Genomic DNA, 14,412 nt, shown 5'->3' with positions numbered 1-14,412 from the left:
TTGCCCGTCAGTCCCAAACGCAGGAAAACCGCAGCTCACAGACCCTTCGCGGCAGGCTCCAGAATCGCCACGCACTCCACGTGATGCGTCATCGGGAAGAGATCGAAAACCCGCAACACCCGCACCCGATACCCCCCCTCCCGGAAATACCCCAGATCCCGAGCCAACGCCGCCGGATCGCACGCCACGTACGCGATCCGGCGCGCCCCGAGCGACGCCAGGTGTGCCACCGTCGACCGTCCGGCGCCGGAGCGGGGTGGGTCGAGGACGATCAGGTCGACCTCGGTGATGCCGGTGCGGGGGAGGACGGATTCCACCTTGCCCTGTTCCACCCGGACCCGGGGGAAGTCGGCCAGGTTGTGCCGGGCGTCCTCGACCGCGCGCTTGCCGGACTCGATGCCGAGGACCGCGCCCGTCTCGCCGACCCGGTCGGCCAGGGCGCCCGCGAAGAGGCCGACCCCGCAGTACAGGTCGAGGGCCATCTCGCCCTTGCGCGGCAGCAGGCCCTGCATGACCGCGGTGACGAGGGTGTCGGCGGCCTTCGGGTGGACCTGCCAGAAGCCGCCGCTGCCGACCCGGTAGGTACGGCCGTCGGCGCGCTCGCGCACGAAGGGGCGGCCGTGGACGCGGTGCACGCCGCCGTCCTTCTCACCGACCCGCATCACCGACACCGGCCGGTCCAGGGAGACGATCGGCAGCCTCGCCCCCGGTCGCGGCGTGAGGATCACCTGTCGGTCCTGGGAGCCGGTCGCCGCGATCGCCTCCACGGAGGCCATGCCGGTCCAGTCCCGCCGCTCGATGCCCAGCTCGCTGACGCCCGCCGCGGCGATCATGCAGTGGTCGATCGGCTCGACCTCGTGCGAGCGGTGGCGGCGCAGGCCCGCGCGTCCGGCGGCGTCCACGGCGTACTGCACGCGCGTGCGCCACTGCGGGACCTCTCCGGCGGGCAGCTTGTCGCCCTCGGCGGGCATCACCGTGCCGTCCCACCCGGCCTCCTCGGGCGTGAGCCCGGCGAGCCGCCGCAGTTGCTCGGCGACGACCTCGCCCTTCAGGCGGCGCTGGGCGCCCGGCTTGGCGTGCTGCCAGTCGCAGCCGCCGCAGCGCCCGGGACCGGCGTACGGGCACGGCGCCTCGATGCGGTCCTTGGACGCCGACAGAACGGAGACCGCGTCGGCGCGCAGGAAGCGCGCGCCCTCCTCGCCCTCCGTGACCCGGGCCACGACCCGCTCACCGGGCAGGGCGTGCCGGACGAAGAGGACCTGGCCCTCCTCGGTACGGGCGATGCAGTGCCCGCCGTGCGCGACGGGCCCGACCTCGACCTCGAACTCGGTCCCCACCAGCGACCCCGCCTGCGATTTCTTCGGTTCTGCCTGCATGGCGAGCGTGCTCCAGACGGGGGGAGAGTACGTAGTGGACAACAGCCCACCAGTCTACGTGTTCGGCGCGCCCTCAGTTCCCGCGGTCCTTCGGCGGCGGCCCGGCCGGTCCCCGCCGTACCGAACCCGGCGCGTTCCACTCCTGCCGCTTGCGGGCGCGCTTCTTCGCCGCCTCCGAGGACGCGAGCTGGTACGGCACCGAGGTCACCATCACCCCGGGCGTGAACAGCAGCCGTCCCTTCAGCCGCAGGGCGCTCTGGTTGTGCAGCAGGTGCTCGTACCAGTGGCCGACGACGTACTCGGGGATGATCACGGAGACCGCGTCGCGCGGCGACTCACGGCGGATGCCACGGACGTACTCGACGACCGGGCGGGTGATCTCCCGGTAGGGCGAGTCCAGGACCTTCAGCGGTACGTCGATCCCGCGCCGTTCCCACTCCTCGCGCAGCGCCTTGGTCTCGGCGGCGTCCACGTTGACGCTGAGCGCCTCCAGGGTGTCCGAGCGCATCAGCTTGGCGTAGGCGAGGGCGCGCAGCGCGGGCCGGTGGATCTTGGAGATCAGGACGACCGAGTGGACGCGCGAGGGGCGCAGGCTGTCGTCGCTGGGGCCCTCGGGGGCGGCGAGTTCGCTGGAGACCAGGTCGTAGTGGCGGCGGATCGCGGTCATGGTGACGTAGAAGATCACCATGCCGAGCAGGGCCACCCAGGCGCCGTGCGAGAACTTCGTGATCAGGACGACGATCAGGACCAGGCCGGTGAAGAAGGCGCCGAAGGCGTTGATCGCGCGGGAGCGGTACATGTGGCGGCGCTTGGCCTGGTCACGCTCGGTGGTGAGGTGGCGGTTCCAGTGCCGGACCATGCCGATCTGGCTGAGCGTGAAGGAGACGAACACGCCGACGATGTAGAGCTGGATCAGGCGCGTGGAGTCGGCGCCGTAGATCCACACCAGCAGCGCGGCGGCCCCGGCCAGCAGCACGATGCCGTTGGAGAAGGCGAGCCGGTCGCCGCGGGTGTGCAGTTGGCGGGGCAGGTAGCGGTCCTGGGCGAGGATCGAGCCGAGCACCGGGAAGCCGTTGTAGGCGGTGTTCGCGGCGAGGAACAGCACCAGCGCGGTGGCCGCCGCCAGCAGCACGAAGAAGAAGCTGCCCTTGCCGAAGACGGCCTCGGCGACCTGGGTGATCACCGGGTTCTGCACGTAGTCGGCGCCGACCGGGACGCCGTTGGAGAGCAGGTCGTGGGCGGGGTTCTCGGCCATCCGCACATCGGTGGCGAGGGCGAGGCCGATGATGCCGCAGAACATCGTCACCGCGAACAGGCCCATCAGCGCCAGGGTGTTCGCGGCGTTCTTCGACTTGGGCTTGCGGAAGGCGGGCACGCCGTTGGAGATCGCCTCGACGCCGGTGAGGGCCGCGCAGCCGGAGGAGAAGGCGCGCAGCAGCAGGAAGACCAGCGCGAAGCCCGCGAGGCCCTGGTGCTCGGGTTCGATCTCCAGGTCGGCCGTCGGTGCCTTCATGGTGTCGCCGAGCACCAGTCCCCGGAAGGCGCCCCAGGCGATCAGCAGGAAGACGCCGCTGACGAAGACGTACGTCGGGATCGCGAACAGCTTGCCGGACTCCTTGACCCCGCGCAGGTTCATCAGGGTCAGCAGCACGATCACCGCCAGCGCCGAGAACACCTTGTGCTCGACGATGAAGGGGACGGCGGAGCCGAGGTTCTCGATGCCGGAGGAGATGGAGACGGCGACGGTCAGGACGTAGTCGACGAGCAGGGCGCTGGCGACGGTGAGGCCCGCCTTGGGCCCGAGGTTGGTGTTGGCCACCTCGTAGTCGCCGCCGCCGCTGGGGTAGGCGTGCACGTTCTGCCGGTACGACGCGACCACCGTGAACATCAGCACGACGACCGCGACGGCGATCCAGGGGCTGAAGTGGTAGGCCGACACGCCCGCGATGGACAGGACCAGCAGCACCTCGCCGGGCGCGTAGGCCACGGAGGACAGCGGGTCGGAGGCGAAGACGGGGAGTGCGATGCGCTTCGGCAGGAGCGTTTCGCCCAGCCGGTCGCTGCGCAGTGCGCGCCCGATGAGGATCCGTTTGGGCACGTCGGTCAGTTTGGACACAACAGAGGATCGTAAGCCTTCGAACAGGCTGCCGCCCACCGCCCCGCCCTCATCTGCCTCACGAGTGAAATCGCGTTCGGTCATGGCTGCGGATTCCACGCATCCCGCGCCAATCATGCCTATATGACAAAACGCTCCCCGGTTCCGAACAGAAACGCTCCCCCGCCCTGCCCCCACCACTCACCCCCGGAGGTCGTCCATGTCCGTCCCCGCAGAGCTGATCGGCGCCGCCGCCTCCCTCGTCGGCCTCGGCGTCCTGACGCTGTTCAGCGTGCTGAGCATCAGCCGCCGCTGAGCAGGGCGGACCGTGCACGGGGGTCCCCGGGGCGGACCGCGCGTGTGTAGCTTGGGCGGCGGTCTGAGACCCTGTTGACAGGTCTGGACAGGTCTGGGGCCAGGTCGACAACTCTTGACACCGGAAGGACGGTCGTGCACATCGTCATCATGGGCTGCGGCAGAGTGGGTTCCGCTCTCGCCCAGACCCTGGAGCAGCAGGGGCACACGGTCGCCGTGATCGACCAGGACCCCACCGCCTTCCGACGACTGGGTTCCTCGTTCGGCGGGCGCCGGGTCACCGGCGTCGGCTTCGACCAGGACACCCTGCGTGAGGCGGGCATCGAGGAGGCGGGCGCCTTCGCCGCCGTCTCCAGCGGCGACAACTCCAACATCATCGCGGCCCGGGTGGCGCGCGAGATGTTCGGCGTGGAGAACGTCGCGGCCCGCATCTACGACCCCCGGCGCGCCGAGGTCTACCAGCGGCTCGGCATCCCCACCGTGGCGACCGTCCGCTGGACGGCCGACCAGATGCTGCGCAGGCTGCTCCCCTCGGGCGCGGAGCCGCTGTGGCGCGATCCCACCGGCGGGGTGCAACTCGCCGAGGTGCACGCCTCGGCGGCCTGGGTCGGCCACAAGATCAGCAGGTTGCAGGAGGAGACGGGCGTCCGGGTGGCGTTCCTGACCCGGCTCGGTGAGGCGGTCCTGCCCACCTCGCAGACGGTGTTGCAGGAGGGGGACCTGGTGCACGTGATGATGCGCTCGGACGAGGTCGAGAAGGTCGAGGCGTCCTTCGCCGAGGGTCCGAAGGAGGGCGGTCACTGATGCGTGTCGCCATTGCCGGGGCCGGTGCGGTCGGCCGGTCGATCGCCGGTGAGCTGCTGGAGAACGGCCATGAGGTCCTCCTCGTCGACAAGGCGCCGACCGCGATCTCGGTCGAGCGCGTCCCGCAGGCGGAGTGGCTGCTCGCCGACGCCTGTGAGATCACCTCGCTGGACGAGGCGGCGCTGCAGCGCTGCAACGTCGTGATCGCCGCGACCGGCGACGACAAGGTGAACCTGGTCGTCTCGCTGCTCGCCAAGACGGAGTACGGCGTTCCGCGGGTCGTCGCCCGGGTGAACAACCCCAAGAACGAGTGGCTGTTCAACGAGTCGTGGGGCGTGGACGTCGCCGTCTCCACCCCGCGGCTGATGTCGGCCCTGGTGGAGGAGGCGGTGAGCGTCGGCGACCTGGTCCGGCTGCTGCGCTTCAGCCACGGCGACGCCAACCTGGTGGAGCTGACGCTGCCGGAGGAGTCGGCGCTGGCGGGCACCCGGGTCGGTGAGGTGGAGTGGCCCGAGGACACCTCGCTGGTCACCATCATCCGCGGCACGCGCGTGCTCACGCCGTCCCCGGAGGACTCCCTGGAGGCGGGCGACGAGCTGCTGTTCGTCGCGGCGCAGGCCCGGGAGGAGCAGTTGGAGGACCTGCTGTCGGTCCGCAGGGCGGACGCGCCGAGCTGAGCCTGGTCGCGGGTACGGCGGTGGGGTGCCGGGAGATCTCCGGGCACCCCACCGCCGTACTCATGAGGCTCGGGTACCCCACCGCCGTACTCATGAGGCTCGGGCACCCCACCGCCGTACTCACGACGCCTCCTGGCGTCAGCCGGTCATCCGGCGCTACTCGGCCGAGGCCGACCTCGCCGCGGCCTCCCGCGCCTTCTCCTCCGCCTCCATCTCCGCGAACACGTCGATCGGCGCGGGCGCCTTCGCCAGGAAGACCCAGGTCAGCCAGACGGCGAGCAGGAACGGCGGGATCTTCAGGGCGACCAGGACCCAGCCGAGCTGGGTGGTGTCGGCCCACCAGTACAGCGGGAAGAGGATCGCGCACTTGGCGAGCAGGATCAGGCCCCAGGCGTAGCTGGCCTTGGCGTACGCCTTCTTGCGGCCGGGGTTGCGGGTGCGCCAGGAGAGGTTCTCCTTGAAGACCGGGCCGAGGATCAGCCCGATCAGCGGGACCCCGCACAGGGTCGTGACGATGTACGCGAGGCCGAGGCCCAGCGTGTACAGCATCCCCGGCAGGTAGAAGTCCTTGGCGTTGCCGGTCATCATCGCGAAGACGACGCCGAAGGCCACGCCGAAGACGCCGCTGAAGGCGTGCTTGACGGTGTCCTTCATGGCCAGCCGGACGACCACCAGCAGCAGGGACACCGCGAGCGCGGCGATGGCCGAGGCGTGCAGGTCCTTGTTGATGGTGTAGATGGTCACGAAGAGCAGACCGGGCAGCACCGTCTCGGCCGTGCCCCGGATCCCGCCGAACGCCTCGAACAGGGCGGCCTCGGTCACCGCCCTGGAGTCATGCGCGCCGCCAGCGGCGTCTTCGGTGGCTTCGGTCGGCTTGTCCAACGACGTCACCGGCTACTCCCGTCCGAGGGGTCGGAGTTCGTACTTGGGATTGAACAGCACCCGGCGGCCCCGGCTCATCGAGATCCGGCCGGACGCTATCAGTTTGCGCCCTGGTTCTATCCCGTTGATGGAGCGGCGGCCGAGCCACACCACATCCAGCGCGGCGGAGCCGTCGAACAACTCGGCCTCCAGTGCCGGGACACCCGCGCGCGGCCGCAGGGTGACCGTGCGCAAGGTACCAGTAACGGTGACGATCTGCCGGTCGTGGCAGTCGCCGATGCGCGTACAGCCCGCGGTGTCGGCGTCCTCCCGCAGTTCCTCGGACTCCAGGTCCTCCTGCGACGAGGAGAGCCGGTCGAGCATACGCCGGAACCGGCCCACCGGCTTGTCGGAACGAGGAACAGCACTCATGTATGAAGCCTACCGGGGTGTACCGAGACGTACGTACCCCCTGGACTACCGTTCGAATCGGTAGCCCATGCCCGGTTCCGTGATGAAGTGCTTCGGGTGCGAGGGGTCGGCCTCCAGCTTGCGCCGCAGTTGTGCCATGTAGACCCGCAGGTAGTTCGTCTCCGTCCCGTACGACGGCCCCCACACCTCCTGGAGCAGTTGCCGCTGGCTGACCAGGCGTCCGGTGTTGCGCACCAGCACCTCCAGCAGGTGCCACTCGGTGGGGGTCAGCCGTACGTCCCTGCCGTCGCGGTGGACCTTCTTCGCGGCCAGGTCGACGGTGAACCCGTCGGTCTGGACCAGCACCTCGTCCTCGCCGCCGCCGGTCGGCTCGGCGCGGCGGACGGCGGCCCGCAGCCGGGCCAGCAGCTCGTCCATGCCGAAGGGCTTGGTGACGTAGTCGTCGGCCCCGGCGTCGAGTGCCTGGACCTTCTCGTCCGAGGAGTGCCGGGCGGACAGCACCAGGATCGGCACCCGGGTCCAGCCGCGCAGCCCGCGGATCACCTCGACGCCGTCCATGTCGGGCAGCCCCAGGTCGAGGACGACCACGTCGGGGTGGCGGGCGGCGGCGAGCCGCAGGGCGGTGGCCCCGTCGTGGGCGGCGTCGACGTCGTACCTGCGTGCCTTGAGGTTGATCACCAGCGCCCGCACGATCTGCGGCTCGTCGTCGACGACGAGCACCCTCGTCGGGGTCCGCTCGGGTCCCCCGGAGGAGGTCACCATGGAGTCCGCCTTTCTGCGGGTACGGGGGGAACGGGCGCGCTCTCCGCGGGTTCGGGGGGAACGGGCACGGGCCGGTCTCCCGCCGCGCGGAGCGTGAGCACCATGGTCAGTCCGCCGCCGGGGGTGTCCTCGGCGTTGAGGGTGCCGCCCATGGCCTCGGCGAAGCCGCGGGCGACCGCGAGGCCGAGGCCGACGCCGTTGCCGCGCGGGACGTCGCCGTGGCGCTGGAAGGGTTCGAAGATGCGGTCCCTCGCCTCCTCCGGGACGCCGGGGCCGCGGTCCACCACCCGCAGCTCCACCCGGTCCGCGATGGCGCTGGCGGAGACCAGCACGGGCGAGCCGTCGGGACTGTACTTGACGGCGTTCTCCACGACGTTGGCGACCGACCGCTCCAGCAGCCCGGCGTCGACGGCGACCATCGGCAGCGTCTCGGGGACGTCGAGCCGCACGCTGTCCTCGGGCACGCCGCCCAGCGCCACCGGCACCACCTCGTCGAGGTCGGTGGGGCGGATGGTCGGCGCGACCGTGCCGGTCTGGAGGCGGGACATGTCGAGCAGGTTGCCCACCAGGTGGTCGAGCCGGTCGGCGCCCTCCTCGATGCCCGCGAGCAGCTCCGCCTGGTCCTCCTCCGACCAGGCCACGTCGTCGGAGCGCAGGCTCGACACGGCGGCCTTGATCCCGGCCAGCGGGGTGCGCAGGTCATGGCTCACGGCGGCCAGCAGCGCCGTGCGGATGCGGTTGCCCTCGGCCAGCGCGCGGGCCTGGTCGGCCTCGGCCTTGAGCCGTCGGCGGTCCAGGACGACGACGGCCTGCGCGGCGAACGCGGCCAGCACCCGGCGGTCCTCCGCGGGCAGCACCCGGCCGGTCAGCGCCAGCGCCATCTGCCCGCCGACCGGCATGTCCACGTCGGCGTCCTCGGGCCGGTCCAGCGGCGGCCCCTCGCCCGCGCGGCCCACGCAGGTCCACGGCTGGAGGTCGTCGGCCCGTTCGAGGAGGGCCGCCGACTCCATGCCGAAGGTCTCCCTGACCCGTTCGAGCACCGCCTCCAGGCTGGTCTCGCCGCGCAGCACGTTGCCCGCGAGGAAGGAGAGGATCTCCGACTCGGCGCGCAGCCGGGCCGCCTGGTGGGTGCGCCGGGCGGCGAGGTCGACCACCGACGCCACCGACACCGCGACCGCCACGAAGATCACGATGGCGACGATGTTGCGCGGGTCGGAGATGAGGAAGCGGTGCTCGGGGTGGGTGAAGAAGAAGTTCAGCAGCAGCGAGCCCAGGGCTGCGGAGGCCAGCGCCGGGAGCAGCCCGCCGAGCAGCGCCGCCGCCACCACGAGGGTGAGGTACAGCAGCACGTTGTTGGCGAAGCCGAGGTCGAGGGCGTTCAGCACCACGGTGAGCAGGGCCGGGGCCACCAGCCCGACCAGCCACCCCCACACCGTCCGGTCCCGGCCGAGCCGCGCGCCCCGGGCGACGGGCAGTCCGCGGCCCTTGGCGGCCTCCTCGTGGGTGACGATGTGCACGTCCAGGTCGGGTCCGGACTCGCGGGCGACGGTGGCGCCGACGCCCGGTCCGAAGACGTACTGCCAGCCGGTGCGGCGCGAGGAGCCCAGCACGATCTGGGTGGCGTTCACCCCGCGCGCGAACGCCAGCAGCGCCGCGGGTATGTCGTCGCCGACGACGTGGTGGAAGGTGCCGCCGAGGTCCTCCACCAGGGTGCGCTGGACGGCGAGTTCCTTCGGTGAGGCGCTGGTCAGGCCGTCGCTGCGGGCTATGTAGACGGCGAGCACCTCACCCCCGGCGCCCTTCTCGGCCAGCCGGACCGCGCGCCGGATCAGGGTGCGGCCCTCCGGACCGCCGGTCAGCCCCACGACGATCCGCTCCCGGGAGCCCCAGATCCGCGACACCTGGTGGTCGGCGCGGTACCGCTGGAGGTACTCGTCGACGCGGTCGGCCACCCACAGCAGCGCCAGCTCGCGCAGGGCGGTGAGGTTGCCGGGCCGGAAGTAGTTGGACAGGGCGGCGTCGATCCTGTCGGGCTGGTAGACGTTGCCGTGCGCCATCCGGCGGCGCAGCGCCTCGGGCGACATGTCGACCAGCTCGATCTGGTCGGCGCGGCGCACGATCTCGTCCGGCACGGTCTCGCGCTGCCGCACCCCGGTGATCGACTCCACGACGTCGCCGAGTGACTCCAGGTGCTGGATGTTGACGGTGGAGACGACGTCGATCCCGGCCGCGAGCAGTTCCTGCACGTCCTGCCACCGCTTGGCGTTGCGGGAGCCGGGCACGTTGGTGTGCGCCAGCTCGTCCACCAGCGCCACCCGGGGCCGCCGGGCCAGCACGGCGTCCACGTCCATCTCGGCGAAGACCGCGCCGCGGTGGGTCAGCTCCCGGCGCGGGACCTGCTCCAGGCCGTGCAGCAGCACCTCGGTGCGGGCGCGGCCGTGGTGCTCGACGAACGCCACCACGCAGTCCGTGCCCCGCTCGACGCGGCGGTGCGCCTCGGAGAGCATCGCGTAGGTCTTGCCCACGCCCGGTGCCGCGCCGAGGTAGATCCGTAGCTTGCCGCGTGCCATGGCCCCAATTGTCCGTGTCTCGTTCCCTGTCGCTGACGCGGTATCGAGATTACGACCCATGTTCGGGACATATCGGACGGGCGCGGGGCGGGCGGGCGACTTTGACGCGCCCCTGACGCGCGCCCCGGCGCACACGTCAACGCACACTCCGACGCACACGTCAGGGGCCGCACCCTCTCGGGACGCTGTTGGTTTATTCGGCCCCTCGCGTGACGTCGGTCCCCACGACCCGGTTGTGGTCGTGGGGACCGACGTTTTTGCACGGGGGTGGGTGTCGATGTCGCTGCGGCCGAAGGGTCCGGGGGAGATTCCGGCGGAGACGGTGCGGGTGGCCCGTGCCGCGTTTCCGAAGGGCAGCCTGGCGATCCGGGTGCGGGACGAGTTGGGGCCGATGTTCCACGACGAGGACTTCGCGGATCTGTTTGCCTCACGCGGCCGGCCTGCCTGGTCTCCGGCCAGGCTGGCGCTGGTGTCGGTGCTCCAGTTCGTGGAGGGGCTGACCGACCGCCAGGCCGCGGAGGCGGTGCGGGCGCGGATCGACTTCAAGTACGCGCTCGGGCTTCAACTCGATGATCCCGGCTTTGATTTCTCGGTGCTGTCGGAGTTCAGGGACCGGTTGGCCGGGGCTGACGGCGGGCGCCGGGTCATGGACGGTGTGCTGGTCGCAGCCCGCGAGAAAGGGCTGCTCAAGAGCGCGGGCCGGGCCCGGACCGACTCCTCGCACGTGCTGTCGTCGGCGCGTGAGCTGTGCTGGCTGGAGCAAGTGGCCGAGACGCTGCGTGCGGCGCTGAACGCCCTCGCGCAGGCAGCTCCGGACTGGCTGACCGAGATCGCTGAGCCGAACTGGTTCCGTCACTACGCCACCAGGGCCGAGGATTCCCGGTTCCCCAAGGCCCGCGCGAAGCGGGACGAGGTGGGGTCACGGATCGGCCGGGATGGGACACGCCTGTTGGAAGCGGTCTTCGCTGCCGATGCCCCCGCAGAACTCCGCGCACTCGACGAGGTGGAGTTTCTGCGCCGGGTCTGGGTCCAGCACTTCCACCGGGTGGGCGGCGAGGTGACGCGCAGGGGCCCAAAAGACCGGCCGCCGGGCACGACGCGCCTGGTCAACCCCTATGACCCGGAGGCTCGTGTCGGCGTCAAACGGGACACCATGTGGGACGGATACAAGGTCCACCTCACCGAGACCTGCGGCGAGGTGGACGTTCCGAACCTGGTCACCAACGTGGCCACCACCGTGGCAACCGTCGCGGACAACGCGATGAACGAGGAGATCCACGCCTCCCTCGCCGCCCGGGACTGCCTGCCCGGCGAGCACTGGGTGGATGCCGGCTACCCCACCGCCGCCCACGTCCTCGCCGCCCGCACCCGGCACGGCGTCGAGCTGCACGGGCCACTGGCCGGCAACACCTCGTCCCAGGCCAAGGGCGCTTTCGGGCTGGACGCGTTCGCCGTCGACTGGGAACACCAGCAGGTGACCTGCCCAGGTGGTGCCACCGCCACGGACTGGTATCCCCGCAACGACTCCAAGGGCCTGCCGGTCATCCGCGTCAGGTTCCCCGCGAGCCGCTGCGGCCCCTGTCCCCACCTAAGCTCCTGCGTCAGCTCGGCCACCGGCCGCCGCCGGGAACTCATGCTGCGGCAACAGCAAGCTCAGCACGACGCCATCCGGCACATCCGCGCCGAACAGCAGACCGATGCGTGGAAAGAGCGCTACAAGATCCGGGCCGGGGTCGAAGGCACCATCTCACAGGCCGTCGGGCGTTGCGGCCTGCGCAGATCCCGCTACCGGGGCCTGGCAAAGACCAGCCTCCAGCACCAGCTCACCGGAGCCGCCCTCAACCTCGCCCGCATCGACGCCCACCTCACCGACACACCACGAGCCCGCACCCGCACCAGCCACTTCGCAGCACTGTGCCCCGCCGAGCTGACGCTCGACGGGGCACAAGCAGGGGCCGAATAAACCAACAGCGTCCCTCTCGGGTACGGCCCCTGTGCGACGTACGACGGTGGTGTACGCGTGCTCAGCGGACCTCGGTGATCTCCGGGCCGCGCTGGAGCTGGCCCATGCCGCCGGAGAAGCGGGAGGACGCCTGGTCCTCCTGTTGGACGCCCTCGGGGACCATCTGGGCGTCGTTCGGCAGCTTCAGGACGATCGGGTCGCGGGGCGCCATGGGGCCCTCGCCGCGGACCACGACCGTGTCGCGGAAGATCTGCTCAAGGAGCCCGGCCGCCTGCGGCTGCACCGCGCCCTGGCCGGAGATCACCCCGCGCAGGAACCAGCGGGGGCCGTCCACGCCGACGAACCGCACGACCTGGAAGCCGCCCGTGCCGTCCGGCAGCTTCACCGGCACCTGGGCGCGCAGCTCCCAGCCCAGCGGGCCCTCGACCTCGTCGATGATGCCGCCCTGCTGGGTGATGCCGGAGGCGATCTCCTCGCGGACCTCGCCCCAGATGCCCTCGCGCTTGGGAGCGGCGAACGCCTGGAGCTGGATGGCGCTGTCCCGCAGCACGACGGTCGCCGCGACGATCGCGTCACCGGCGACCTCGACCCGCAGCTCCATGCCGTCGACACCCGGCACGAACAGCCCGCCGAGGTCGACCCGGCCCTCGCCGGGCTCGCGCACCTCGGTGCTGTCCCAGGGCCCGTCGGGCCGGGGCTCCGGCTCCAGCCGCACCCGCTCGCGCTCGCCCTCGCCCGCCTCAGTGCCGACTCCGTCGACGACCTGCTCGGCCTCGCTCGCCGCGTCCGCCGCGCCGTCAGCGGAGCCCTTCTTCTTGCGACGTCCGAACACGTCACTGTCCTTCCCGGTCGGATACGACCGAAGCGTATCGATACCCACCCGCCTGGCCGCCCTCGGCGGCCCGACCGTTAGTACTGCTCTTACCTGCGGCCTCACCGGACCTACCGGACACACCCGTCCCACGGGGCGCGCCGGTCTCACCGGTCACGGCGGCATGGCCGCCGGTGGACCCGAAGCCCCCCTCGGCCCGCGCCGAGCCGGGAAGCTCCGCCACCTCCTGGAAGCGGACCCTCTCGACCTGCTGGACGACCAGTTGGGCAATCCGGTCGAAGCGCTCGAACCGCACGGACTCGCGCGGGTCGAGATTCACCACGATCACCTTGATCTCCCCACGGTACCCGGCATCAACCGTCCCCGGGGCATTCACCAGGGCCACACCGCAGCGGGCGGCGAGGCCCGACCGCGGGTGCACGAAGGCCGCGTACCCCTCCGGCAGCGCGACAGACAACCCGGTCGGCAGGACGGCCCGCTCCCCCGGCGCCAGTTCGCGTGCCTCGGTGGTGCGCAGGTCGGCCCCCGCGTCCCCCGGGTGCGCGTACGACGGCAGCGGTACGTCCGGGTCGACGCGCCGGATCAGCACGTCCACGGGGTCGCGGCTCACGGGTTCACCTCGAAGGCGCGGGCCCGCCTGACCTGGTCCGGGTCGTCCATGGCGGCGCGGATCTCCTCGGTGCGGCCGTGGTCGATGAAGTGGTCCACCTTGACCTCGATGAAGAGGGCGTCCGCGCGCACGGCCACGGGGCCGTCGGGGCCGCCGACGCGTCCGGTGGCGGTCGAGTAGATCTTCCGCCCGGCCACGGCGGTCACCTCGGCGGCCAGGTGCAGGGTGGTGCCGACGGGCACCGGCCGGACGAAGTCCGTCTCCAGCCGTCCGGTCACGGCGATCGTGCGCAGCAGCCAGTTCAGCGAGCCGAGGGTCTCGTCCAGGGCGCTGGCGAGCACCCCGCCGTGCGCGAGGCCGGGGGCGCCCTGGTGGGCGGGCCGCACGGTGAACTCGGCGGTGATCGACACGCCTTCACCGGCCCGCGCCGCCAGGTGCAGCCCGTGCGGCTGGTCGCCGCCGCAGCCGAAGCACTGGCCGTAGTGCGCGCCGAGGAGTTCGCCGGGGGCGGGGGCGTCGGGGTGCCGTACCGGCGCGACGGCGTCGGCCGGGGGCTGAAGAGCTGCGGAAGTACCACTCACAGGCGCAGACCTTACCCGCGCGTCGGCGATTCCCGGACACCGTGTCAAGCTAGGCCGTATGCAGCTCTCGGCCACCCCGTACGAAGAACGTCTCACCGCGCCCCGCTCCTGGTGGCTGATCAGTGTCCTGGTGGGGCTGTCCCTGGCGCTGATCCTGCTGCCGTTCGGCACGCTGCCGATGCTGGGCGGCCTCGCGGGCGGTACGGCGGTGGCGGCGACGATGGCCAGTTCGTACGGCTCGGTGCGGATCCGGGTGGTGGGCGGCTCGCTGATCGCGGGCGACGCGAAGATCCCGGTGGCGGCGCTGGGCGAGGCGGAGGTGCTGGACGCGGAGGAGGCGCGCGCCTGGCGCACGCACAAGGCGGACACCCGCGCCTTCCTGCTGCTGCGCGCCTACATCCCCACGGCGCTGCGGGTGGTGGTCACGGACCCCGAGGACCCGACGCCGTACCTGTACCTGTCGACCCGGGAGCCGGAGCGGCTGGCGGCGGCGCTGGCGGCGGCGAGGACGGCCGCCGCGTAGGGACCTGCGGG

13 protein-coding genes are annotated in these 14,412 nt (G+C 71.6%); 4 read left to right on the top strand and 9 right to left on the bottom strand.

Translation table 11 applies throughout. The annotated features are described in order from the left end of the window. Nucleotides 1-35: 35 nt before the first annotated feature. Complete coding sequence (locus ACFQZ6_RS26695) at nt 36-1,376, bottom strand: class I SAM-dependent RNA methyltransferase (protein WP_381613555.1); 1,341 nt, start codon at nt 1,374-1,376, stop codon at nt 36-38. 73 nt (nt 1,377-1,449) lie between these two features. Then, complete coding sequence (locus ACFQZ6_RS26690; RefSeq protein ID WP_381613553.1) at nt 1,450-3,492, bottom strand: APC family permease; 2,043 nt, start codon at nt 3,490-3,492, stop codon at nt 1,450-1,452. A gap of 429 nt (nt 3,493-3,921) precedes the next feature. On the opposite strand from ACFQZ6_RS26690, the gene ACFQZ6_RS26685 reads away from it, so the two are divergent. Continuing rightward, a complete protein-coding gene (locus tag ACFQZ6_RS26685) occupies nt 3,922-4,590 on the top strand; it encodes a potassium channel family protein (RefSeq protein ID WP_381613550.1) in 669 nt (222 codons plus the stop codon). After that, a complete protein-coding gene (locus ACFQZ6_RS26680) occupies nt 4,590-5,267 on the top strand; it encodes a potassium channel family protein (protein ID WP_381613547.1) in 678 nt (225 codons plus the stop codon). Before ACFQZ6_RS26685 ends, ACFQZ6_RS26680 begins: the two co-directional genes overlap by 1 nt. Nucleotides 5,268-5,423: 156 nt before the next feature. Here ACFQZ6_RS26680 and ACFQZ6_RS26675 read toward each other — a convergent pair whose 3' ends face one another. Genes ACFQZ6_RS26675 through ACFQZ6_RS26660 form a run of 4 tightly spaced genes read right to left on the bottom strand, consistent with a single transcriptional unit; the run spans nt 5,424 to nt 9,892 of the window. Further along, on the bottom strand, nt 5,424-6,158 hold the full coding sequence (locus ACFQZ6_RS26675; RefSeq protein WP_381613544.1) for a DUF3159 domain-containing protein: 735 nt from the start codon (nt 6,156-6,158) through the stop codon (nt 5,424-5,426). A gap of 3 nt (nt 6,159-6,161) precedes the next feature. Next, nucleotides 6,162-6,560 (bottom strand): OB-fold nucleic acid binding domain-containing protein, encoded by a 399-nt coding sequence (locus ACFQZ6_RS26670; RefSeq protein WP_210920952.1) that lies wholly within the window; start codon nt 6,558-6,560, stop codon nt 6,162-6,164. A gap of 45 nt (nt 6,561-6,605) precedes the next feature. Further along, a complete protein-coding gene (locus ACFQZ6_RS26665; protein ID WP_381613541.1) occupies nt 6,606-7,322 on the bottom strand; it encodes a response regulator in 717 nt (238 codons plus the stop codon). After that, on the bottom strand, nt 7,316-9,892 hold the full coding sequence (locus ACFQZ6_RS26660) for an ATP-binding protein (protein WP_381613538.1): 2,577 nt from the start codon (nt 9,890-9,892) through the stop codon (nt 7,316-7,318). The genes ACFQZ6_RS26665 and ACFQZ6_RS26660 overlap by 7 nt, the downstream gene beginning before the upstream one ends. Before the next feature lie 277 nt (nt 9,893-10,169). Here ACFQZ6_RS26660 and ACFQZ6_RS26655 point away from each other — a divergent pair, with 277 nt between their 5' ends. After that, on the top strand, nt 10,170-11,855 hold the full coding sequence (locus ACFQZ6_RS26655) for an IS1182 family transposase (RefSeq protein ID WP_381612280.1): 1,686 nt from the start codon (nt 10,170-10,172) through the stop codon (nt 11,853-11,855). A 61-nt stretch (nt 11,856-11,916) separates the two neighbouring features. Here the strand turns inward: ACFQZ6_RS26655 and ACFQZ6_RS26650 are convergent, their stop codons facing one another. The 3 genes from ACFQZ6_RS26650 to ACFQZ6_RS26640 are packed head-to-tail and all read right to left on the bottom strand — an operon-like array spanning nt 11,917 to nt 13,878. Then, nucleotides 11,917-12,687, bottom strand: coding sequence for a DUF3710 domain-containing protein (locus ACFQZ6_RS26650; RefSeq protein WP_381613535.1), 771 nt, complete (start codon nt 12,685-12,687; stop codon nt 11,917-11,919). Nucleotide 12,688: 1 nt separating this feature from the next. Continuing rightward, nucleotides 12,689-13,297, bottom strand: a complete 609-nt coding sequence (dut, locus tag ACFQZ6_RS26645) for a dUTP diphosphatase (protein WP_381613532.1) — start codon at nt 13,295-13,297, stop codon at nt 12,689-12,691. Further along, nucleotides 13,294-13,878 (bottom strand): PaaI family thioesterase, encoded by a 585-nt coding sequence (locus tag ACFQZ6_RS26640; protein ID WP_381613529.1) that lies wholly within the window; start codon nt 13,876-13,878, stop codon nt 13,294-13,296. The genes dut and ACFQZ6_RS26640 overlap by 4 nt, the downstream gene beginning before the upstream one ends. A 58-nt stretch (nt 13,879-13,936) precedes the next feature. Between ACFQZ6_RS26640 and ACFQZ6_RS26635 the strand changes: the two genes are divergently transcribed. Next, the gene (locus ACFQZ6_RS26635; protein WP_381613526.1) at nt 13,937-14,401 is read left to right on the top strand and encodes a DUF3093 domain-containing protein; all 465 of its coding nucleotides are present in this window, start codon (nt 13,937-13,939) and stop codon (nt 14,399-14,401) included. The last annotated feature ends 11 nt before the right edge of the window (nt 14,402-14,412 follow it).

The organism is Streptomyces flavalbus, assembly GCF_042674625.1.
GTDB lineage: Bacteria > Actinomycetota > Actinomycetes > Streptomycetales > Streptomycetaceae > Streptomyces > Streptomyces flavalbus.
This window is presented reverse-complemented; position numbering and strand designations above follow the sequence as displayed.

What these genes read in the sequence shown, in the direction of transcription:
- ACFQZ6_RS26695 (WP_381613555.1), bottom strand. Translation starts at nt 1,376, where the DNA reads ATGCAGGCAGAACCGAAGAAATCGCAGGCGGGGTCGCTGGTGGGGACC.
- ACFQZ6_RS26680 (WP_381613547.1), top strand. Translation starts at nt 4,590, where the DNA reads ATGCGTGTCGCCATTGCCGGGGCCGGTGCGGTCGGCCGGTCGATCGCC.
- ACFQZ6_RS26670 (WP_210920952.1), bottom strand. Translation starts at nt 6,560, where the DNA reads ATGAGTGCTGTTCCTCGTTCCGACAAGCCGGTGGGCCGGTTCCGGCGT.
- ACFQZ6_RS26665 (WP_381613541.1), bottom strand. Translation starts at nt 7,322, where the DNA reads ATGGTGACCTCCTCCGGGGGACCCGAGCGGACCCCGACGAGGGTGCTC.
- ACFQZ6_RS26660 (WP_381613538.1), bottom strand. Translation starts at nt 9,892, where the DNA reads ATGGCACGCGGCAAGCTACGGATCTACCTCGGCGCGGCACCGGGCGTG.
- ACFQZ6_RS26655 (WP_381612280.1), top strand. Translation starts at nt 10,170, where the DNA reads ATGTCGCTGCGGCCGAAGGGTCCGGGGGAGATTCCGGCGGAGACGGTG.
- ACFQZ6_RS26635 (WP_381613526.1), top strand. Translation starts at nt 13,937, where the DNA reads ATGCAGCTCTCGGCCACCCCGTACGAAGAACGTCTCACCGCGCCCCGC.